Raw genomic sequence first — 20,346 nt, 5'->3', positions numbered from 1 at the left:
GGCGGCCCCGCCCACACTCACTTCGCCGCCAAAGCCGCCTTCAGCCCCGGCGCATACTCCGCCCCATGCGGCACTTCGGCGCTCGACGCCTTCACCGTGCCGCCGATCGCCTCGGCCTGCCCGCCCAGGCACTTCGCCAGGAAATTCTCCGCCACCGCCATGAAGGCGATGCTGTTTTCCGGCCGGGCGAAACCATGGCCTTCGTCCGGGAACAGCACATAGGTCACGGGGATGTTCTTCGCCTGCATGGCGGCCACGATCTGGTCGCTTTCCGCCTGCTTCACGCGCGGATCGTTGGCGCCCTGCCCGATCAGCAGCGGCCGCTGGATGCGCTCGGCATGCGTCAGCGGCGACCGTTCCTTCAGCCACTTCTGCCCCTCGGGCGTCTTGGGGTCGCCCATGCGCGCCACCAGCTGCTTGTAGAAGCTCTCCCAATAGGGCGGCACGGTCGACAGCAGCGTCTGCAGGTTCGAAGGCCCCACGATATCCACGCCGCAGGCGAAGGTCGTCGGCGTGAAGGTCAGCCCGGCCAGCGTCGCATAGCCGCCATAGCTGCCGCCCATGATCGCCACCCGGGCCGGATCGGCATGGCCCTCACCCACCGCCCAGTTCACGGCGTCGATCAGGTCGTCGTGCATCTTGGCGCCCCACTCGCCGTTGCCGGCGTTGGTGAAGCCCTTGCCGAAGCCGGTCGAGCCCCGGAAGTTCACCTGCAGCACGGCATAGCCGCGGTTCGCCAGGAACTGGCTCAAGGCGTCATAGCCATAGCTGTCGCGCGCCCAGGGCCCGCCATGCACCAGCAGCACCATCGGCAGCGGCTTCGCCGGCTTCTCTCCGGCGCCGGCCGGCAGCGTCAGATAGGAAACCAGCGTCTTGCCGTCGCGGGCCTTGATCTCCACCGGGCGCATTTCCGCCAGCGGCGCCCCCACCAGATCGGGCCGCGTGTCGAACAGCTTCGTCAGCGCCTTCGCCTTGCGGTCATAGACGAAGGAGGCAGCCGCTTCCTTCGAATTGTCGGTCGTCACGATCCAGCGGTCGTCGGCCTGCGTCCGCGACGACAGCAGCCAGTTGCCCAGCTTCTCGTTCAGGAAGGCGATGTCGGCGGCCACCGCCTGGTCCAGCACCTTCCATTCGGGCTTCAGATAATCGAAGCTGACCGCTTCCACCGCCTTCGACTTCGGGTTGATCAGCGTGCCGCCCATGTCGGCGCGCGCGTCCTCGGCCACCAGCGTCGTCTTGCCGCTCGCCCAGTCCATCGCGAACAGCGCGCCGGTGTCGCGGTCGCGGCTGTCCATCAGATACAGCGTCCTGCCGTCGGCCGAGAAGCCCAGCACCGTCGTCGTCTGGCTGTCGTCCAGCCCGTGGCTCAGGAAGGGCTTGTCCGCCACCTTGCCATTGTCGAGACGGAAATAGTCCTGACCGCCGGCGGCGTTCGGGCGGATGGCCAGGCGCAGCACCAGATCCTCGTCCGCCAGGAAACCGCTGTAGCCGTCGTTGCGCTGCACTTCCGTCAGCTTGCCGCTGCCCAGGTCCAGAGACCAGACATCGTGCCACTTCTGGTCGCGGTTGTTCAGCCCGATCAGGATCCGCTCCGGATGCCGCTCCGACAGGCCGACCACCTGCACCGTCGTCTTCTCGAAATCGGTCAGCAGCTTCGGCTCGCCGCCTTCGGCGCGCACGCCATACAGCAGAAAGTCCTCATTGCCGCCCGCGTCGTTGATGAAGAGGATCATCGAGCTGTCCGGCGCCCAGAAATGCTGGCGGATCGGCCGCTTCGTCTCGGCGGTCAGCGGCCGCGCCTTATTGAGGTCGGCGGCCGGCGCCACCCAGATGTTCAGCACGCCATTGCTGGGGGCCAGCCAGCTCACCCATTTCCCGTCCGGGGAAAAGCGCCCCTGCGCCTTCACCGGGTTTCCGAACAATTTGCTGCGCTCGATCAATTGCGTCTCGGTCATCGGTTTCCCTTGGGTGAAGGCCGGCTGGGCGGTGGCGCACAGAAGCGCCGCCACAGAGGCCATGAGGATGTTTCGCATGCGATAATTCTCCACTCGCTGGCAGCCAACCCGAAATGGGCCTGCCACTCTTCCCTGCCTGCCGCGGTCGCGCCAGCCGAAGATATGGGCCGACTTCTAGCGCAGCCCCGCACCGCCTGCATCAACTTCATTTCCGTTCCGCGCCACAGGCAATGCCCAGAAAATTCATTGTATTGAAACGCTTTGGAAACGATTTTGCAATCACCTCTTTGGTAGCGCGGACAAGCAGCCGGGCAGCCGATCGCGAGGACTGACCAGCGCCAACGGGCCGCAGAACCAGTTCCGGCATATCAAGGGCAAGGCGATCTTGCCCCCGACAAGTTGCGTTCCATGCCTGCGCGGGATTGCCGTCGCAGCCCGGCGGTCATATCCGGCCGCAAATGTCGCCGAAAATGTCATCCAATATTCACATATCCTGGCAGCAAACAGTCGGTCGAGGGGAAATGAAATGCGAAATGCGCTGGGCCTGCGCGCCCTGCTCCTGTGCGGCACCATGGCCTGCGCCGGCTCCGATGCCTTCGCCCAGACCAACGCGGAACTGCTTCAGGAACTGCGCGCCCTGCGCGCGCGGGTGGACGAACAGTCGGCGGAAATCGAATCCCTGCGCGCGCAGGTGGACGCGCAGTCGGAAGTGCTCGGCAAGGCCAATCAGGATATCGGCAAACAGGCCGAGCTGAAGCCGGCTTTCAAGGCCGCGCCCGAATTCAAGGACGGGGACTGGAAGTTCAAGATCCGCGGCCGCTTCATGTACGATGTCGGTTACACCGAGAATCCGAACAACCAGATCGGCACCAAGGCGCTCGGCTTCAACAGCCGCATCCGCCGCGCGCGGCTGGGCGTGGAGGGCACCATGCCCGGCGATTTCGCCTACAAGGCCGAGGCGGACTTCCACTCCAACCTGGTCGAATGGGCCGACCTGTTCCTGGAATGGAGCCCCGTCAAGGACGTCACCCTGCGCGTCGGCCATTACGACAGCTTCCAGAGCATGGAGCAGCCCACCTCGTCGCGCTTCATCACCTTCCTGGAACGGGCGCAATTCACCGACGGCTACAACCAGACCCGCCGCCTGGGCGGCTCCGTCGCCTATGCGAACGACAAACTCTATCTCGCCGGCGGCCTCTTCAACGAGGGGATCGGCATCAGCTACGACAACGACGGCTGGCTGCTCGCCGGGCGCGGCGTCTTCATGCCGAAGCTGGACGACACGCAACTGCATCTCGGCGCCAGTTTCCAGCATCGCGGCTATAATTCGTCGAGCCTCGGCGCCCGCTACCGCTCCCGCCCCAACCCGCGCCTGACGGACGTGCGCTTCGTCGACACCGGCACCATCGCCGCCGACAAGGACACGCAACTGGGTCTGGAGGCCTTCGCCATCCACGGCCCGCTGCACATCGGCGGGGAGGCAAGCTGGCTGTGGGTCAACGCCATCGGCCCGGCGGACATCGGCCCTGCCGACAATATTCCGGTCGGCGCGATCATCGCCAACGGCAACCCCAGCTTCTTCAGCTATTATCTGGAAGCCGGCTATTTCTTCACCGGGGAAAGCCGCGGCTACAAGAAATCCACCGCCCAGTGGGACAGGACGAAGGTGCTGAACCCGCTCAACAAAGGGGGGCCGGGCGCCATCAGCGCCAATGTCCGCTGGGATTCGCTGAACCTGAACGACCCGGCCATCCAGTCCGGCGGAATCAACACCAGCAGCTCGCACGGCGGGCGCAGCAACGCCCTGTCCCTGAACCTCATCTGGCAGCCGATCGACTATGTCCGCATCACCACGCAATATACGCGGATGGACGTGAAGGGCGGGCCCTATGCGCTGAAAGTGAACGGCGAGACCAGCGGCGACGCCACCGACTATGGCTATAAGGTCAATGTGATCGGCACCCGCTTCGCCTTCGACTTCTGACGGGCAAGAAAGCCCCTCCCCTTCAGGGGTGGTGTTTATCTCGTAAATAATTAGCTTTATTGGACATTTTCTGCCATAATTTCCCACACAACACCCGCACAGGCACGGCAGATCAACGACTTACGCCGCCGACCTGCACGGATTCTGCACAGTATGAGGGAATCATGGCGTCCGACGGAAGCAAATTCATCACCGACAAGGAAGAGCTAAAACCCGGCCTCATCCTGTTCCGGCGTTCAGACGTGAAGCACCGCAACTATTATTGCCGCGTGAAGGTGCCAAAGGAGGACCGATACAAGACGGTTTCCCTAAAGACCGAGAACATCAACGACGCCCGCGCTATGGCGTGGGAGCAGGATAGCGAGGTGCGCTACGCCATCAAGCATGGCGTGGCGCTGTTCAACCGCCCCTTCCGCGACGTGGCCAAGGAGTTCCTGCAAAAGCAGATCGCCCGCGCCAAGCGCGAGCAGATCACCGACAAGCGCATCGAAACCATCAAGATCGCCATCGAAAACCCGTTGGACGACTATATCGGCTCCGTTCAGGTCCATCTTATCGGTGACGAGCGTTGGGGCGAATACCCCCAATGGCGGCGCGAGCATGGGGAAGGCCGTATCGAGCGCAACGGCTCGCGCTTCGTGTCGGAGGAGATCGCCCGCAAGCTGGTCGCGGACGACTTCGACCGTATGCGCAAGATACGCGCTGCCAAGGGGTTGAAGCCCAGGCTGCCGCCGACGCCGGAGCAGATCGAGGAAGCGGTGAAGGCCAAGATGGCCAAGCGCATCCCCTTCATCAGTGACGACACCATCCGCACCGAAATGAAAGTCTTTGGCGCGATCATGAACTTCGCCATCAAGCAGCGATACGTTCCCGCCAGCCTGCGCTTCGATGAAATCCCGAAGCTGTCCAGTCAGCGCCGCGAGGAGTTCACGGTCGAGGAATACCGCAAGCTGCATACGGCTGGCCGGTCATGGGTGAAGGCCGCGACCACGGCACCGAGCCAGTGGTATCGCACCATGACCTACAACTTCATCCTCGTTGCCTGCAACACCGGGATGCGACCGCCTGAACTGCGCAACCTGCGCTGGCGCGACATATCACCCGCGAAGGACCGCGAGGGGCGCGATATGTTCGTGCTGTATGTGCAAGGCAAGGGCAAGACCCGCAAGCTGGTCGCACCTGCCAGCGTGGGCGAATACCTCAATCGCATCCGCGCAATCTCAAAAGCGACAGATCCGGAAGACCCGGTATTCACCACCATCACCGGCAAATCGTCCGGCTCGCTCTATCAATCCCTGATTGAAGACCTGCTGGACGGAGCGGGCTTGCGCAAGGGTGCCGATGGCACCATGCGCACCACCTATTGCTTCCGCCACACCTACGCGACCTTCCGCCTGCAAATGGGCGTGGACGTGTATTTCCTCGCGCAGCAGATGGGCACGTCCGTTCAGATGATCGAGAAGCACTATGGCCATGTGAACACCATCAAGCACGCCGACCGCGTGCTGATGGGCATGGAGGGCTGGAACCCCGCAGTCGCCAGCCCCGATACGGTTGTGACCGAAACCAACGCCAAGGACTCGCAGGCGGTCAGGGCGAAGCAGCCCAAACCGCCCAGCCGTCCCCAACGCTAGGCGGGCATCGAACCAGCAACCGGAGTCCGGTTGCCGATGCTTCAAGCCTTGCGTTCTTGCCGGATTCATAACGTGCCGCTGGCGCTCCCCGGTTGTGAACCGTCTGGCGGCTTGGGGAGAAAAGCCGTGTCGAGCCTCGACACGGCCCCCATGCCGCCTTCCTTCCTGTCCTCAGCCGTGGCGATCAGAGGATAGGGCCGAAGGCGATTCTGCCTGTCGTTTTCGTTCATCTTGTTCCGAACCGACTATGCTCGAACCAAGAACGGTGAATGCCTGTGGTCTCGTATCCAGTTTCCATCCCCCGCCAGAGCTATCGGGGCAGAAGCGGGCCAAAACACTGGAGATCAATCGCGTTGCTGCGTGCATCGAGGCATATCTCAACTCCGATCTGGTGCAGAAGCCCGACGATACGGTGCATGTTTATACAAGCGAGGAAGTCGCCCGCAACATCGGCGAAGACCCTCATGTTGTGCGCAAGCTCGCCACCACATCATGCCGTGCTGATTCGTCCACCCACGGAAGGCGTTCTACCTTGCCGCGCAGGATCGTCTTTGCGGCTCGTTTGACCGTCGTTTCCGGTTTCAGCGCCTCAATGGTCCGTCCGACCTGCTCGTCCTTGGTGACGATGCACCGCCACACGAGGAGGCGCACCCAGCCGTCCGCATCGCGCGACAGCACTTCGGCGGCGACCTTGCGCTCGCCGATCTTCACGGACTTGCCCTTGCCCCGGCCGCGCGGTTTGGCGCGGCGTGACGCGAACACCGCTTCAGTCCACTGGATCACGTCGCCCTCGATAAAGTCAGTTTCTGGAATCCACCGCTCCATAGGCATGGCCCTCTTTCTCTATTGGACCATGAAATGCGGGTAATTTGATTGCGTAGTGCGAAGGGGCGCGGAGTCAGAACCCCGGCCCCTTCGGCGGACGTGGTGCGCGCGATTGGAAGGCGCGCTGCTTTAGGCGCAATATCGCCTCGTCGATGCAGCGCAGGCTGATCTGCACATGCGGGCAGTCTTCCAGCCGCAGGCCGCGCATGGCGAGGTCGCTGAGGATCGCGGCGCGTTTGGCGCGCAGTTGCTGTTCGGTCAGACCGTTGAGGTCGGCGGATGTGAGGATGAAGGACATGCTCGTTTCTCCTGTCTTCTGACCGCGACCATCGCGGCCTTCCTGCGCAGACAGGAGCAGCGCGTATCGCCTGGAGCCGCACTCGCTCGAAACAGCGTGGAGAAGCCCGACAGGGCTTGCGGCCAGACCAGGCGAACCGATGTGAGGGTGCGAAACAGGAAGGACGGATGGGCCGGTCAGGCCGGACCGGGAAACACGAGTTTATCCGCCAGCTTCTTCATGCGGCCGGCGACGAAAGGATCGGCGGTCGGCTTTTCCAGCGCCGGCGCGGCCGCGTCCAGCAGGCGGCGGGCTTCGGCCTTGTCGCCTTTCGCCGCAGCCACTTCGGCAAGGGCGAGGTCGAGGCCCGCGCCCCAATCGGGATCGCTGACCATTTCGGATACGGCCACGCGGTCGAGGCCCGCCAGCAACGGCGCGGCCTCCGCCTGTCGGCCCGCCACGATCAGGCATTCGGCGACAATGAAGCGGATGGCCTGTGTCACGGCATGCCCGTTGCCCGCAGCCGCGCGCGCCGTCTGCTCGGCCGCGCGGGCATGGGCAATGCCCGCGTCCGTATCGCCGGCGCGGCAGAGCATGTTGGCGAGATCGGCTCGGCCGGCATAGGCTTGGAAGCTTTGCGGCCCCGCCTTGGCTTCGGCCGCTTTCCAGACGATGGCGTTGTCGATGGCGGCTTCCCGATAGCGTCCGGCCTGCCCCAGCGCCATGGCGCGCGCGGCGCGGATTTGCAGCGTCAGCCGGTGATCCAGGCCGAGGCGCTTTTCGGCGAGCGGCAGAATGGCCTCATATTCCTTCAGGGCGACATCATTTGCTTTGCGAACCATGGCCGCCTGCGCCATATTCATGCGCAGCAGCAAGGTGTCGGGATGATCCGCGCCCTGCAATTCTTCCATGCGCTGCGCCAGCGGCCGCAGCTCGGCTTCGGCCTCCGCGCTTTTTCCCTGCTGGATCAGGATGAAGGCCGGCGGCTGCCGCAGCAGGATGCGCTCCCGCTCGCCCAGCACGCCGGGAAGCTGGTCGGCGATTGCGCCCGATTGCAGATAGGTCGTGCGGGCGGCTTCCAGATCATTGTCGATCAACAGCAGCAGCGCCCTGGCATAGAGTTTGCGCATCTGCGCTTCCGTTCCGGGCCGGTCGGGTTCGTCGGCGACGAGCTTTTTCGCCTGCGCCAGCGCTTCGGGCTGGGTGGTCAGCGCCTCCATGCCGGCAAGCTTCATGCGCGCCGCCCCCGCTTCGTCCGATTGCGCCGCCCCTGCCTTGCCGAACCAGTGGAAGGCGCGGGCATAGGAAGCCCGCGCGCCGGGATAATCGTTGCGCTCGCCCAGCGCGCGCGCCAGAGACGCATGCAGTCGCGCAGCAACCAGCGGATCGCCGGAAAAGCGGCGATCGATCGCTTCCCCGGCATGGCGCAGCGCATCCGCCAGCGTTTCCTCGGCGGCCGACGCCTCCGCCGGATCGGTGCGGGCCAGCACATCGTCCGCCAGAAACCCATAGCTGGCGGTGGCGATCCGCTCCTGCCGGATCGCTTCGTCGCGCTGGCGCAGGGCGACGATGGCGGCGGCGGAGGTGGCGACCAGACCGACGCCGGCCGCCGCTGCGGCCGCGACGATCCAGGGCCGCCGGGTGCGCCTCTTGTCCTCGGCGGCTTTCCATTCGGCCAGCCGTGCCTGGGCCTCGCGCTCCGCCGCAGCCTTCTCGCGCCGGCTTTCCAGCCTGTCCAGCCGCTCCGCCAGTTCGGAGGCCGACGCCAGCCGCTGCGCCGGGTCGCCGGCGGCGGCTTCGGCGATATCCTGCCGCAGCAGCGGGTCGGCGACATCCTGTTCCCAACCCGGCGCGAGGCTGCGGTGGAAATCCCCCACCACCAGTTGATAGAGGATGAGGCCGAGCGCGAAGATGTCCGACCTCGCCGTCGGCAGCGCGCCGCCCGCCAGTTCGGGCGCGCGATAGAAAGCGGTGCCGACCGGACTGCCCGGCTTGGCATCCGGCGACTCCATCGGAAGCCCGGTGATGGCATGGGCGTCGAACAGCGCCGCGTCCACGACCTGACCCTCGCCGAAGTCCGCAAGCCGGATGCGGAAATCGCCGGCGGCGGGGCTGCCGTCGATCAGGATGTTGGCGGGCTTCAGATCCTTGTGCAGCACGCCGGCGTCGTGCACCTGCGCCAGCGCCTGGGCGACGGCGCGGCCCACGGCTAGCCGCCGCTCCGGCGCAATCGCGGCCAGCCCGCCTTCGGCCTCCGCCCATTGCACGAGATTGACGCCGCCGTCCGCGCTTTCCAGGAAATAGGGCGCGCTCTCGAAATTCCATTCCAGCAGCGGCACATAAGGCCCATCCGGCCCGATGGTGGCAGAGAGCAGCCGGAACAGCGCCGCCTCGCGTTTCAGGGAGCGCAGCCGGTCTGGCGCGTCGGCGAACTTGAACACGCGGGTCTGGCCGGTCTTGCGCTGCCGCGCCCGCCAGACATCGTTGGCCCCGGTGCCGCCCAGCGCTTCGACAAGCTCCCACTGCGGGCGGTCGGGCACGCTGTCTCCGGGTGCGAAAGCGAATCGCGGCGCCAGCGGTGCGCCGAGGCTTTCCACGGAGACCGGCACCGCCAGCATATAGCCGATGCGCGGCACGGTGCGGATGATCTGCCCGTCCTGATCGCCCAGCACCTTGCGTAACTTCGACACCGCCACCGACAAGGAGGCATCGACCACGGTGACTCCGGGCCAGACCGCGTCCAGCAGTTCCTCCTTGGAAACCGCCTCGCCGGGGCGCAGCAGCAGTTCCAGCAGGATTTCGCTGGGCTTGGCTTCCAGCGGCACGATGGCGCCGCCCACGCGCAGGCTCCAGCTTCCTTCATCGAAGCTGGCCGGCCCGAATGTCCACCGCCGCCTGCGCCGCCCCGAACTGCCGCCGCTGTCCACCATAGCTGCCCCCTGACATACGCAACGCCGGATGATTGCCACGCCTGCAACCGCCCGACAACCAATGTAAAAGGCGCATCCGCCGTCTTTGGAAATCCTTTGGATCGCCTTCAGGACAATCGTCGCCCGCCCCGACAGATTGCACCCCGCTCCCTGGAACAGGGGGGAGCAGTTCAACAGGAGGCACTTATGCGAATCTCACTTTGGAACAATAGGGCGAACGCAACCCGGTTGATCGCGGCGGCGCTGCTGTCCGCCACTGCCATTGCCGCCACCCCGGCGGCAGCCGTCAGCTTCGACATCCTGCACGCCTTCAGCGGCGGAAGGGATGGCCAGTCCCCCTTCGGCGGCCTGCTCGCCGACAGCGCGGGCAATCTCTATGGCACGACAACTGATGGCGGCGGAAACACGGGGGCCGGCACATTGTTCCGGCTCGGCACGGATGGCACTGACTTTACGGTGCTACACACATTTACCACATTCTATACGGACCCCAGATCATATGGCGGAAGCAATCCCCGTGGCGGTCTGATTGCCGATTCCATTGGTAATCTCTACGGCACGACCTATCAGGGCGGCACGCAGAACGGCGGCACGGTGTTCAAGCTCGATACCTCTGGGGCTCACAGCGTGCTGCACAGCTTCGAGCAGAACGAGGCCGGCTTTTCCTTTTCCGAGGGGCGCTATCCCTTCGCAAGCTTGACGGCGGATGCCACCGGCAATCTCTATGGCACCACCTATGCTGGCGGCGATAGGGACTATGGCACCATTTTCAGGCTCGGTGCGGATGGCGACGACTTCACGGTGCTGCACAGCTTCACAGGCGGGGCAGGCGGAGCTTTCGCCTATGGAAACCTGCTTGCAGATGGCAAAGGCAATTTCTACGGCACGACTTTGGGGGCAACCCAAGGCAATCATCAGGGCACATTGTTCAAGCTTGATGCGGACGGCAATTTTACCACGCTTTATAGCCATGGCCTTGGTAACGGCTCCTATGCTGGCCTGATCGCCGACGCCGCCGGCAATCTTTATGGCACCACCGATCAAGGCGGCACGCATCACAATGGCACCATTTTCAAGTTCGATACCAACGGCGTGTACAGCGTGCTGCATAACTTCGCCGGATCGGGTAGCGGCGCTAATCCCCGTGGAAATCTGCTCCTTGACGCCGAGGGCAACCTCTACGGCACGACACACGACGCCTCTCCATATGATAGCTTTAGCAATGGCACGGTATTCAGGCTGGGTGTGGATGGCACATATGCCGTGCTGCACAGCGGCGGCACGCCTTTCGCCGGCCTGATCGCCGATGCCGAGGGCAATCTTTACGGCACCACGACGGGGCAACTTGGTGACGATTGGAGCAGCGCTGGCGCCATTTTCAAGCTGAGCGATGTAGGCTTCGTGCTGCCCTCGACTCCGGGTGAACCCGGAGAGCCGGGCAATCCCGGCGCGGTGCCGGAACCCGCCACCTGGGCGATGATGATCGCCGGCTTCGGGCTGGTGGGCAGCGTCGCCCGCCGCCGCCGCGAAACGCTTCGCTCGGCCTGCTGAGCCTTCTGGGCAAGCCTGGTGGTCTTTCGTGTTCCGCTGCGTACAGGGTCGGGATTGGCGGACACGAAAATGGGGGGGGCGCCGGCCGATAACCGGCGCCCCTTTCGCCCGCAATACCGGACGCCTGGCGCGCCGTCATCAAGGGGACAGTCGATGTCTCAATGGGAATTGCTGGTAACGGAAGGCCATGTCCGCGCCGCAAAGTGGCGCCAGGCTTTGCCGTGGTTGCTGGGCATTTCCATCGCGGCGACCATTCTTGGTATCGGCCTTTCCGGCTTGGCGCGGTGGCCGCAGCCGTCCGCTAAGGTCACCGACGCCAAGGCGGCCTACACCGAGGATATGCGAAGCGCCGTCACGGCTTTCTTCGAGAACCCGGCAGATATCCCGCCACTTTCACGGGAGAACGCCACGCAAGCGCCCACACCCGATGCACTTGATGCCCACGTCGCGGACATCCTCGACACGTTGAACCGCGAGAACGGCCTGCCGGATAGCGTCGTCGTGCAGGACGCCGATACCTTCTGGCGCGGCGCATGGAAGCCGGATGCGGTCCACGCCGTCAGGGACGGCAGCACGATCCTGATCGGTGGCACAGCCAATACTGCCTATCGGGGCGCGCCCGATCTGCGGCGCGGATACTGGATACTGCGCAAGTCCGAAACGACGCAGGCAGAGGCCAAGGGCTGGACGCTGCATTGCCTTGCCGCGCCGGAAGCGCAACCCTGTCGCGACGAATCCGTCTATCCCGCCAGCATCCCCGCGACCATGCGCGGGCTGTTGCCGCCTTCCGCATTCGAGGCGCGGCGATGATCTGGCTGCTCCCGGCCGTTGGCGCGCTCGGGTTTGTCGCCGTGCTGCTCATTCCGGCGGTGCGCCGGTTCATCCTGCGTATTTTCGCCATTCCGCCAGCCCTCGCGCTCTTCGCGCTCGGCGGTCTCGACTGGCTGCTGCGCAGGCCTGTTTCATGGCTGTTCGCTCGCACGGCCTTGCCGGGCCGCATCGTGGACGCTTTCACCCGGATCGTGGAGCGCATCGGCAAGGGTAAAGTTGGTCTGCCCTCCGGCGACCGCGAAGCCGTGGCGCGGGAGCTATGGCCGGAGGATCGCTACCCCTTCCTCTATGGTGAAGTGCCGGACGATATTTGCCGCCCGCTGTGGGAGGACGGGAAGCTGATCGGCGGACAGGGCATTCCGTGGATGGCCGACCGGCATTTCAGCGCAGGGTTTGTGAAGGCGGCGGGGGAGCGCGGCCTGACCGCCGCCATGCTGGCGCTGATCGCGCAGCCCGTCCTGTTCGTCCTCTGGCGCGGGGTGTCACACGAGGGTGAGGCCGCCGAGCCCATTATGTTGGAACAGTTTCCCGGCGAGGCGGCGGTCTATGTCTCGGGCTGGTCCGTCTGGCAGACCGTCGCCGCCGATGGGGCGGCCAGCCTCGCCACCGGCGCGCTGGCGATCCTGCTGACGCTCGCCGCATGGCTGTTGATCGCCGCCGCCATTGGCATGGTCGTCGCCGTGATGATGATCGAGCGTTGGCGCAAAACGGCTTCCGCGCCGTATGAGATTATATCCAAGGACGCGCATGTGCGCTGGCGGCACCGCGCCGAGGCGCGGGAGATCGCCCGCACAGGCTATGTCCGGCAGATTAGGCAGGCGACCGGGTATCTGGCAGGCTCGCCGCTGTTTCGCGTGGGCGAAGGCACCGGCACGCTGCGGGTGCGCGGCGACCTCGCCGCCCCCACGAAGGGGCAGGCCATCGCGCTGGACCGGGAATCGCTGTTCCAGCATGTGCTGGTGTTCGGCGGCACCGGCGACGGCAAGACCTCCGCCATCCTCAAACCGCTCTTGCGGCAGGTTCTGCAACAACCGCAGTTCGGTGCCTACGTCACCGACGCAAAGGGCGTCCTGTGGCACGACGCCGCCCAAATCGCGGGCGAGGCAGGCCGGTCGAAAGATGTGCTGCGCATCGGCACCGGAGCGGGCGAGCTTGGCGTCAACATCACGGCAAGGCTCGCCCCCGCGCAGATCGCCGCCGTCCTGCGCTCGGTGCTGGCGCAGGTGGGCGGGGCCAAGGGCGATACGTTCTGGCCCGATATGGCCGCCAACGTCATGCACCACCTGCTGACCGTGGGCCGCGCCTACGCCGCGACGCCGGAAGGCAAGACCGAGGCCAAAACCCTTAACCCCTATAGCCCGTGGTGGGCCTATCAGGCGGCGCTGGATAGCAAGCGCCTCACCGCCGCCATCGAGGCGATCCGAGAGGAAACGAGCGCTTGCCTCGCACAGATGCAGGGCGACCGCGCGTTGGAAGCCTCCGACCGGCTGGCGCTGTTCGCAGGCGCTGACATCGCCGCCAGCCTCAACTACCTCACCGAAGCATGGACCGGCATGGCCGAGGCCACCAAGACAGGTATTACCGCCAATATCTCGCAGCTATTGGACGGTTTCGCCGGGGCGAGCATATTGCGGGAGCGGTTTATCAGCGGGCTGGACGCAGGCACAGCCAGCCTTGACGCGCCGCTCAATGGCAAGATTGCCCTTGTGACCCTGAACACGCTGGACGACGGCCTGCCCGCGCGGCTGGTCGCCATCCTGCTCAAGACCGTCCTGTATCGGGAGGCCCGCTTGCGCGAGGCCACCCTGAAACGCACCGGCGGCAATCCGCAGGACAACCCCTGTCTTGTGATGATGGACGAGGTGCAGGAGCTGGCGACGGTGGACGCGGCATCGGGCCTGTCCGACGCGACGTTCTGGAACGTTGCGCGGTCCACCGGCCTTGCGGGCGTGTTTGCCACCCAGACCGTCGCCGCGCTCACGCAGGCCATGGGCGAACATGCCGCCGACAACTTCATGCAGCAGGCCCGAAGCAAGGTGTTTCTGCGCAGCGAGGACCGCGCCACCGTCACCTATGCCTGCTGGCTCGCGGGCGAGTTCGAACGCAACCGCGTGTTCGGTGACGGGCAATGGGAGAGCCTGGAGCAGCGCGAGCTGGTCACCGGCTGGACGCCGTTCCTGCCCGTGGACGACAGGGCCGCGCCGGATGAGAATGGCGGGTATTTTGCCGCCGCCATCGGCTTCCTCCGCCGCGCCAGCATCGGCGCCGCCACGGCGCGGCCGACCTATGAGGCCGACTTGCGCTTTGTGCCGCAGGGCGGTGACGCCGCAGCCCAGCTTTCCGCGCAGCAGCAAGCCTTGTGGCGGCAGGAAGATATGGAGCAACGCTATCGCACCGAGGGCAACAGCATGGCTCCGGCGCTGACGCCTGCCGACTTCATTGCGATGGGCCGCTTCCATGCATATGCTCACATCCAACGGGCAGGACTCGCGCGACAGGACGTGGTGGCATTAGAACACAAGTATTAAGTGCAAAATGGGACGTATACTATGGCAAGCCAAACAGACATAAGGAAGGAGTCGCACCCAACATCACCCACCCGAATCGTTGCCCTTCTCGGCCTATTGTTTACAATCGCAATGATTGTTTTTGCTACAGCTTTTGCCGACAATAAGCATATGGTTCTGCTCTTGCAGACGTTTTCAGGAAACTGGTCGCCGCCAAATGATTTCAATGAAATTAGTAAATTTGAATTTGCCATAACAGCGGTAATTGCAATAATAATAAATTGGGGAACACTAATAGCGGCATTTGTGCTAATCTTCAAATATCTGAAACGCATATTTGAAGAGGACATTGTAATGCCAAAGTTGAAGCAGATTTTCGACATAGAAGAGATTTTTCTTCAAGAGGCGATATTGAAGAGAATCGGAGATTCGGAAGAGAATCAAAAAAAACTTAAGGAAGCTTTTGCGGAGGCTTACACCGAGAGGGATAAGGCCATAGAGGAGGCATTTGGCAAGAAGGCTGCCATTAGCTATAAAAAGATGACGGACAGGGATGTCGGATAAACTTGCCTTTATACAGGCGAAAAGGAACCAAATATGAAGGTTGGCCAGTATTTGGATATTCGTGAGGAAGCAGCAAAGCTCGCTCTTTATATACAGTTCGGCAGCGATAACGATACAATAGCTAAGATCAATCAGGCTTTTGAAGAAGCAGAAGAGGCTTCTGGGGAACTGCTTGCGGCAGCCTTTGGCTCTGAAGAGGTCGAAGCGGTCTTAGATATCATGGACATGCCTGTTGCAGATATTCCAGTCGCGAGAATATAGCCGCGTCACCGTAAGAAAGGTTATTGCGTGACCCCTGCTCAGGAAGCAAGACTCGACAAAATGGTCGAGAATTTTCAGGCAAGAGGATGGGAAGAAGAGCCACTGGTTCGCTTGATAAGGCAAGCCGCCAATGGGGCATTGATCGCGCCGCCGCCTATTGCTGAGGCATCGCTCCGAAATTTCCTCGGTAAACACAATCTGCCGATCATCGTCCGCCATCTCTGAAATTGCGACACATTGATTGACGCAGCCTTGCACCCTTCTCTGTCAATCCCCCGATGAGTTTTTAGGAGTTGCCACACGGTTTTCACGCCGCCCTGTCGATTCGTGATACAATGTCACGCAGATGATAGCCGCCCGCGTTTTTGAGCGGAGGGGCGACAGTCGCATTCGACAGCCGCCCCACTTCCATGATACAATAATAATAGGATGTGCAAGCCATGCGCGGTAATACCGCGCGCTTGGCAAGGGGCGCTTCGCCCCCGTTGCATCCCCAAACCAAGGAGAGCCTTCGTGCCCTCCTGTGGAACCTCCAGAGCAGGGGATTTCCCTCCCCATGCACCCTGGATCGGGACGCTGCCCCGAAACCCGCCAAAGGAGATTTCATTCTCCCTTGGAACCCATGACCGCTGTTTCGACTGCGGCATCGACCATAGGGTTTTCATGCCCTTTGGAAACCAGATCAGGGCGTAGCGACCCCTGAACCCCCGGCAGGCATTTCGGCCTGCACCGACCAAGGCGGTGCCTTGGAACCCTTCATTTCGGAGGGCGGGTGGCGAAAGGAAGTGACAAGCGGCAGCGGACGCGCATTATCACGTTCCGCGTGTCGGACGACGAGTATGCGCGCTATCAGGATCGGGCTTTGCGCGCCGGTCTTGCCGTCGGTGCTTTTGCCCGCGCGGCAGGCTTGGACCATGCTGGCCCCCGCGCCCGCCATCGCCGCCCCATAGAGCATCGCGCGCTTGTTCAGGCCCTTGCCGCTCTGAACCGTGTCGGCAACAATCTGAACCAGATCGCCCGCAACGCCAATCTCGGCCTCGACACCGACGCCGGGCAGTTGCGTGACGCGCTGCACCAATACCATGCGGTGACTGGCGCGATTTACGACGCCTTGGGCATGGAGCCAGCCGGTGATTATCAAGGGCAAGAGCCGGGCTGGCCCTAGCCAGCTTGCCCGCCACCTTGGCCGCGCTGACACCAACGAGCGCGTCGAAATCCTGCAACTGGATTCCGCCGGCACGCCCGCCGAGGCTTTCCGCGACTGGCAGACCTACACGCTCGCCACCAATGGCAGGCTGGGCCTCTACCACGCCAACATCGACCCCGACGCCAGATATGACATGACCCCGCAACAGTGGATGCGGGCGGTCGAGATTCTGGAAGAGGAGCTTGGCTTGCAGGGCCAGCCCCGCGCCGTCGTCATGCACGAAAAGAACGGGCGAGAGCATATCCATGTCGTCTGGGCGCGCGCCGACATGGATACCATGACCCTGCGCAGCGACAGCATGAACTACCAGGCCCATGAACGGGCCAGTCTGCGCATGGAGCAGGAGTTCGGGCATGAGCATGTTCCCGGCAAGCACGCCAAGCGGGACCGGGAGGCCCAGCCCGAAATGCCCTCCGCCGAGGCCACCCACGACGAATGGCAACAGCGCGAACGCGGCGGGATCGACCATCGCGCGCGCAAGGCGCAGGTGACGGCGCTGTTCGAGGCCAGCGACAGCGGCCTCGCTTTCAAAGCCGCGCTTGAGGACGCGGGATATGTGCTGGCGCGGGGCGACCGCCGCGATTTCGTGATTCTGGACGAGGACGCCAAGGTTCATAGCCTTGGCCGACAGCTTCCCGGCGTGAAGGCCGCCGAGCTTCGCGCCTTCATGGTGGACGTTGATCCTGAAGCCTTGCCGAGCGTGAAGGAAGCCCGCACCGCTACCCGCGAGGTCGTTCGCGCGGAGCCGACACCCGAACCGTCCCCCCAATCGGCGCCCGCCGCCACCGAACAACCCTGTCAGGAACCGCCAGCCGCCGACCGCACCCCCGCACCATCGCAGGAGGACGCGCATATAGAGTCGCTGCGCCGCAGCATCATGGAGCGCCACAGTGCCGAGTTGAAGGAGCAGGAACTGCACCACGCCCGCGAGGTCGAAGACTTGCAGCAGGAGCAACAGGCGAAGGCAGAGATGGCTATTGAACGCTTTGCCAGGGAGTGGGCGCAGCGCGTCACGCGCGAACGCCCGCAGGAGCCTGATGGCTTGCGGCGTATGTGGCGCACGATCCGCGAAGCCATGGACGAGAAAGTTCGCGCACACCGCCTCGCAACGGAGGCCAACGCTGCGCGCGACGCCGAGGACCGGCGCAATGGCGAAATCCGCATCCTGGTGTCCGGCCTCAATGCCGCCGACCGGGCCGAGATCGATGCGCTTGTTGACCGGCAGGCTCATGAGCGGGCGGACTTGCTGAACGATCAAGCCCGCGACCTGAAACGCCGCATCGAGGACGACGAGCGGGCGCGGCAGCTTGCCCGCGAGTATGAGGAACGGCGCAGGGATGCCCTGACACGCGAGCGCGAAGGGCCGGAGCGCGATCCTCGCGCACGCTGACAGGCTCGCGCTTCCTGCAATCAGAACCGGGCCTGTTGCTTCAACAGATTGCCAGCCTTGCGCCCAAAGCCGGACAGGCCGTGTCCCGCTTCGTGTCCAACGTCGCGCTTGCCCTTGTTCCCCGTCTGGCGTCGCGCTTCATGGCCGTTGCCCGACCGAAGCAGAAGGACAAGGGCGGCGGTGCCGCCAGCGCCAGCGGCAACGAGATTATATCGAGCTTCCTTTCATCGTCCGGCAATGCGTCCGATGGTGCCGCCGATCTGACAGATTTTGGTTCGACCTTCCTTGCCCCGCCGATGGCTCCACGTCCGACGCCCTCGCCCAAGACGGTGCGCCGCCGCCTGCGTTCGAGATTCCGCGCCCGTCATTTCCTCAAGCCACCTTGGATGCGTTAACCAGCAGCAATTGCAGTTCACCGCCAGATGGCCATACGGTCATGGTAAAAGAATGAGGTGCGCCAGCGAGAGGGCGCAATCCACCTATTCGCCCCAAGCCTTCGGAGGCTTAATATCGACTGGCCGGACATTTGTGGCCCGCATACTGGCCAGCTTGTCATCGGCAAGAGCACGTTCCCGCTCGTCTGTTTCCCGCGAGGCGGCACCGTCGATCAGGTGCTTCTGTAATCGAACAATGTCGATATCTCGCCAAACAACATACGCCATGCGCGCGGCGCAGAGGGTGACAAGGCCGCCCACCGTGCCAGCGACGATCCGGCGGACACCCTCCGACCACAAGGCGGCATCAGTCGCGCCGATCACCGACAGCGTGACCAGTCCGGCCAGCGCAACCGCATTGATACCGATGATCCAGCCATATTCGGTCGTGACGCTAACAATGGAAGCCGTGAGTTCTTTGCGCTTGTCTGGGTCGAGGCTCTTCCATTCGAGCGCGGGCATACCGCGATTCAGGCGGACAAACACGGCAGCGACCATGATGGAGAGCGTGACGATGAGAGGTTGGAAAGCCCCGTAGAGACGTGCCAGCGGGACCGCCCAAGCAAACAGCGTGGCAGTCAGGAGGGTAACAATAATGGTCGTTGCTCGGGCCATCAGGCCGTGATCTTTCCGTCCTTTACGAAGCGAGCATACACCTCTTGGAGTTGGTCTGCGACGTTATCGAACTCCAATAGGTTGCTGCCTTCATGGGGCAGATAGAACGGCATACGAGTACGAAGGATGGCATCGCCATCCCTAATCTGACCGTCCTTGCCCTCGATTTGCACCTTAGCGTCCGATTCGTCCGCAAGGTCGTTCGCAATGGCTTGGAACTTCTTGCGCGATTCCTCGGTCCGGCGCCCACGGACCTTCACAGACGCCTCGACCGCAAGATATTCCTCGGGGCCGAGGCTTTCAATGAGCGATTCAGCCTTCTTGTCGCCAAACAGCGCCTTCACAATGGGGACGGCCTGCTGCATGTGGGCAAATTTGTCCGCAACGCGTCGGGACGTCTTGACCTCGCGCTTCTCAGTCTCGCCCTCGAAATTGATGACCTGCGGCGCAGATTTCCCGGAAACTCGGAGGTTGCGGATTTCGCCAATGTCGCCTGCCGCTGCCGTCTTGTCGAACTCCGCATTGAGGGCAAAAGACAGGGTGGGGTTCACCACCGCACTGCGCGATTTGAGCAGCCAATCGAGATACAGCCGCACGAGCTCCGGCGTCATCGAGTGTGTTTTCACGAACAACACATGATTCCCGATGGCTAGCCAGTAGGCGAGCCCCCGGACGAACTGAGACCCTTGCGGAGCCTCCCGTTCATCAAGGTCATAGACGGTGGCCGTGGTCAGGTCCGACAGTTTCACTTCCGAGGGGTTCATGTTCAAAAGCGCCTGCAAGTCCTTGGCCTGTGCGAGGCACATTTCCCCAAATACCGCACTGGACAAGTCCGCCACCTTGTTCAGAAATATCTTGCGTCCGTCGCCGTCTTCCACGTCAAACACACGATCCTCCGGCCTTGCCCACAGAGCGGAGGAGCCGTTGCTGGTGTTCAGCGCCTCTCGGCAAAGGCTCTCCAGAGACCTGCCTTTCAAGGCCGCCGCATCCGCCTCGAAGCGGCGATAATGCACCATGTGGTATGTTGTGCTCATTGCTCCCCCGTCCTCCCCTGCATTGAACCTTGGGCTCTATTGCCTTGTGTCGTCGAAATGCCAAGCAAACAGAATGACGATAGAGCGTGCGTGAGGTTCACATAGGCACGGGCGTCCCCTTCGGACCGGGCTGTATCGCTGGCGCGACGGAACCGGCCACGCTGTTTCCGCCCATTCGGGTTGCCATCCCATGACGCGGGATAGGACGGGCTTGCCCGCCCTGAATTGAGCGCCGCCAACGGCGCGGCTTTTCCATTTTCGAGGGAGAAAGGAGCGCGGCCCCTCTCTCCCTGCAAGGTGCCGCTTTGGGGGCCGTGGCTCGCTTCGCTGCGCCCGCACCACCCCCC

At 63.4% G+C, this 20,346-nt stretch carries 17 protein-coding genes and 1 pseudogene; 12 read left to right on the top strand and 6 right to left on the bottom strand.

Features of this window, described 5'->3' with window-relative positions:
* Window positions 1–17: 17 nt before the first annotated feature.
* The gene (locus tag L6Q21_RS08685) at window positions 18–2,033 is read right to left on the bottom strand and encodes a S9 family peptidase (RefSeq protein ID WP_237830352.1); all 2,016 of its coding nucleotides are present in this window, start codon (window positions 2,031–2,033) and stop codon (window positions 18–20) included.
* Window positions 2,034–2,481: 448 nt separating this feature from the next.
* Between L6Q21_RS08685 and L6Q21_RS08680 the strand changes: the two genes are divergently transcribed.
* Both L6Q21_RS08680 and L6Q21_RS08675 read left to right on the top strand, forming a co-directional pair.
* On the top strand, window positions 2,482–3,939 hold the full coding sequence (locus L6Q21_RS08680; protein ID WP_237830351.1) for an OprO/OprP family phosphate-selective porin: 1,458 nt from the start codon (window positions 2,482–2,484) through the stop codon (window positions 3,937–3,939).
* A 164-nt stretch (window positions 3,940–4,103) separates the two neighbouring features.
* A complete protein-coding gene (locus L6Q21_RS08675) occupies window positions 4,104–5,573 on the top strand; it encodes a tyrosine-type recombinase/integrase (protein WP_237830350.1) in 1,470 nt (489 codons plus the stop codon).
* Between the two features lie 462 nt (window positions 5,574–6,035).
* Here the strand turns inward: L6Q21_RS08675 and L6Q21_RS08670 are convergent, their stop codons facing one another.
* The 3 genes from L6Q21_RS08670 to L6Q21_RS08660 all read right to left on the bottom strand — a co-directional run bounded on the left by L6Q21_RS08670 (window position 6,036) and on the right by L6Q21_RS08660 (window position 9,605).
* Window positions 6,036–6,398 carry a hypothetical protein gene (locus L6Q21_RS08670; RefSeq protein WP_237830349.1) on the bottom strand — a complete coding sequence of 121 codons (363 nt, stop codon included), beginning with the start codon at window positions 6,396–6,398 and terminating at the stop codon, window positions 6,036–6,038.
* 73 nt (window positions 6,399–6,471) lie between these two features.
* Entirely contained in the window at window positions 6,472–6,696 is a 225-nt protein-coding gene (locus tag L6Q21_RS08665; protein WP_237830348.1) for a hypothetical protein, read from the bottom strand.
* Between the two features lie 176 nt (window positions 6,697–6,872).
* Window positions 6,873–9,605 carry a protein kinase domain-containing protein gene (locus L6Q21_RS08660; protein ID WP_237830347.1) on the bottom strand — a complete coding sequence of 911 codons (2,733 nt, stop codon included), beginning with the start codon at window positions 9,603–9,605 and terminating at the stop codon, window positions 6,873–6,875.
* Window positions 9,606–9,791: 186 nt separating this feature from the next.
* On the opposite strand from L6Q21_RS08660, the pseudogene L6Q21_RS08655 reads away from it, so the two are divergent.
* The 10 genes and pseudogenes from L6Q21_RS08655 to L6Q21_RS08615 all read left to right on the top strand — a co-directional run.
* Window positions 9,792–10,868: pseudogene (locus tag L6Q21_RS08655) on the top strand (choice-of-anchor tandem repeat GloVer-containing protein); the annotation flags it as partial.
* The gene (locus L6Q21_RS18240; protein WP_418895818.1) at window positions 10,851–11,156 is read left to right on the top strand and encodes a PEPxxWA-CTERM sorting domain-containing protein; all 306 of its coding nucleotides are present in this window, start codon (window positions 10,851–10,853) and stop codon (window positions 11,154–11,156) included. The pseudogene L6Q21_RS08655 and the gene L6Q21_RS18240, both read left to right, overlap by 18 nt.
* Before the next feature lie 153 nt (window positions 11,157–11,309).
* Window positions 11,310–11,966 carry a hypothetical protein gene (locus L6Q21_RS08650; RefSeq protein WP_237830345.1) on the top strand — a complete coding sequence of 219 codons (657 nt, stop codon included), beginning with the start codon at window positions 11,310–11,312 and terminating at the stop codon, window positions 11,964–11,966.
* Window positions 11,963–14,515 (top strand): type IV secretion system DNA-binding domain-containing protein, encoded by a 2,553-nt coding sequence (locus L6Q21_RS08645; RefSeq protein WP_237830344.1) that lies wholly within the window; start codon window positions 11,963–11,965, stop codon window positions 14,513–14,515. The genes L6Q21_RS08650 and L6Q21_RS08645 overlap by 4 nt, the downstream gene beginning before the upstream one ends.
* A 21-nt stretch (window positions 14,516–14,536) precedes the next feature.
* Window positions 14,537–15,058: a hypothetical protein gene (locus tag L6Q21_RS08640; RefSeq protein ID WP_237830343.1), complete on the top strand. Its 522-nt coding sequence runs from the start codon at window positions 14,537–14,539 to the stop codon at window positions 15,056–15,058.
* A 33-nt stretch (window positions 15,059–15,091) separates the two neighbouring features.
* Window positions 15,092–15,319, top strand: coding sequence for a hypothetical protein (locus L6Q21_RS08635; RefSeq protein ID WP_237830342.1), 228 nt, complete (start codon window positions 15,092–15,094; stop codon window positions 15,317–15,319).
* 60 nt (window positions 15,320–15,379) lie between these two features.
* Window positions 15,380–15,544 (top strand): hypothetical protein, encoded by a 165-nt coding sequence (locus L6Q21_RS08630; protein ID WP_237830341.1) that lies wholly within the window; start codon window positions 15,380–15,382, stop codon window positions 15,542–15,544.
* Window positions 15,545–16,091: 547 nt separating this feature from the next.
* The gene (locus L6Q21_RS18235; RefSeq protein ID WP_418895816.1) at window positions 16,092–16,484 is read left to right on the top strand and encodes a plasmid mobilization protein; all 393 of its coding nucleotides are present in this window, start codon (window positions 16,092–16,094) and stop codon (window positions 16,482–16,484) included.
* Window positions 16,450–17,916, top strand: coding sequence for a relaxase/mobilization nuclease domain-containing protein (locus L6Q21_RS08620; protein ID WP_237830339.1), 1,467 nt, complete (start codon window positions 16,450–16,452; stop codon window positions 17,914–17,916). Before L6Q21_RS18235 ends, L6Q21_RS08620 begins: the two co-directional genes overlap by 35 nt.
* 35 nt (window positions 17,917–17,951) lie before the next feature.
* Window positions 17,952–18,311, top strand: coding sequence for a hypothetical protein (locus tag L6Q21_RS08615; protein WP_237830338.1), 360 nt, complete (start codon window positions 17,952–17,954; stop codon window positions 18,309–18,311).
* Between the two features lie 84 nt (window positions 18,312–18,395).
* Here the strand turns inward: L6Q21_RS08615 and L6Q21_RS08610 are convergent, their stop codons facing one another.
* Window positions 18,396–18,965 (bottom strand): hypothetical protein, encoded by a 570-nt coding sequence (locus L6Q21_RS08610; protein WP_237830337.1) that lies wholly within the window; start codon window positions 18,963–18,965, stop codon window positions 18,396–18,398.
* Window positions 18,965–19,999 (bottom strand): hypothetical protein, encoded by a 1,035-nt coding sequence (locus L6Q21_RS08605; protein ID WP_237830336.1) that lies wholly within the window; start codon window positions 19,997–19,999, stop codon window positions 18,965–18,967. The genes L6Q21_RS08610 and L6Q21_RS08605 overlap by 1 nt, the downstream gene beginning before the upstream one ends.
* Window positions 20,000–20,346: the final 347 nt, after the last annotated feature.

Origin of the sequence: Sandaracinobacteroides sayramensis, assembly GCF_022014495.1 — a bacterium.
Classification (GTDB): domain Bacteria; phylum Pseudomonadota; class Alphaproteobacteria; order Sphingomonadales; family Sphingomonadaceae; genus Sandaracinobacteroides; species Sandaracinobacteroides sayramense.
This window is presented reverse-complemented; position numbering and strand designations above follow the sequence as displayed.

Excerpts from the sequence above, each read along its gene's own strand:
- L6Q21_RS08685 (WP_237830352.1), bottom strand. The coding sequence starts at position 2,033 with ATGCGAAACATCCTCATGGCCTCTGTGGCGGCGCTTCTGTGCGCCACC.
- L6Q21_RS08680 (WP_237830351.1), top strand. The coding sequence starts at position 2,482 with ATGCGAAATGCGCTGGGCCTGCGCGCCCTGCTCCTGTGCGGCACCATG.
- L6Q21_RS08675 (WP_237830350.1), top strand. The coding sequence starts at position 4,104 with ATGGCGTCCGACGGAAGCAAATTCATCACCGACAAGGAAGAGCTAAAA.
- L6Q21_RS08670 (WP_237830349.1), bottom strand. The coding sequence starts at position 6,398 with ATGGAGCGGTGGATTCCAGAAACTGACTTTATCGAGGGCGACGTGATC.
- L6Q21_RS08665 (WP_237830348.1), bottom strand. The coding sequence starts at position 6,696 with ATGTCCTTCATCCTCACATCCGCCGACCTCAACGGTCTGACCGAACAG.
- L6Q21_RS08660 (WP_237830347.1), bottom strand. The coding sequence starts at position 9,605 with ATGGTGGACAGCGGCGGCAGTTCGGGGCGGCGCAGGCGGCGGTGGACA.
- L6Q21_RS08650 (WP_237830345.1), top strand. The coding sequence starts at position 11,310 with ATGTCTCAATGGGAATTGCTGGTAACGGAAGGCCATGTCCGCGCCGCA.
- L6Q21_RS08645 (WP_237830344.1), top strand. The coding sequence starts at position 11,963 with ATGATCTGGCTGCTCCCGGCCGTTGGCGCGCTCGGGTTTGTCGCCGTG.
- L6Q21_RS08640 (WP_237830343.1), top strand. The coding sequence starts at position 14,537 with ATGGCAAGCCAAACAGACATAAGGAAGGAGTCGCACCCAACATCACCC.
- L6Q21_RS08635 (WP_237830342.1), top strand. The coding sequence starts at position 15,092 with ATGAAGGTTGGCCAGTATTTGGATATTCGTGAGGAAGCAGCAAAGCTC.
- L6Q21_RS08630 (WP_237830341.1), top strand. The coding sequence starts at position 15,380 with ATGGTCGAGAATTTTCAGGCAAGAGGATGGGAAGAAGAGCCACTGGTT.
- L6Q21_RS08610 (WP_237830337.1), bottom strand. The coding sequence starts at position 18,965 with ATGGCCCGAGCAACGACCATTATTGTTACCCTCCTGACTGCCACGCTG.
- L6Q21_RS08605 (WP_237830336.1), bottom strand. The coding sequence starts at position 19,999 with ATGAGCACAACATACCACATGGTGCATTATCGCCGCTTCGAGGCGGAT.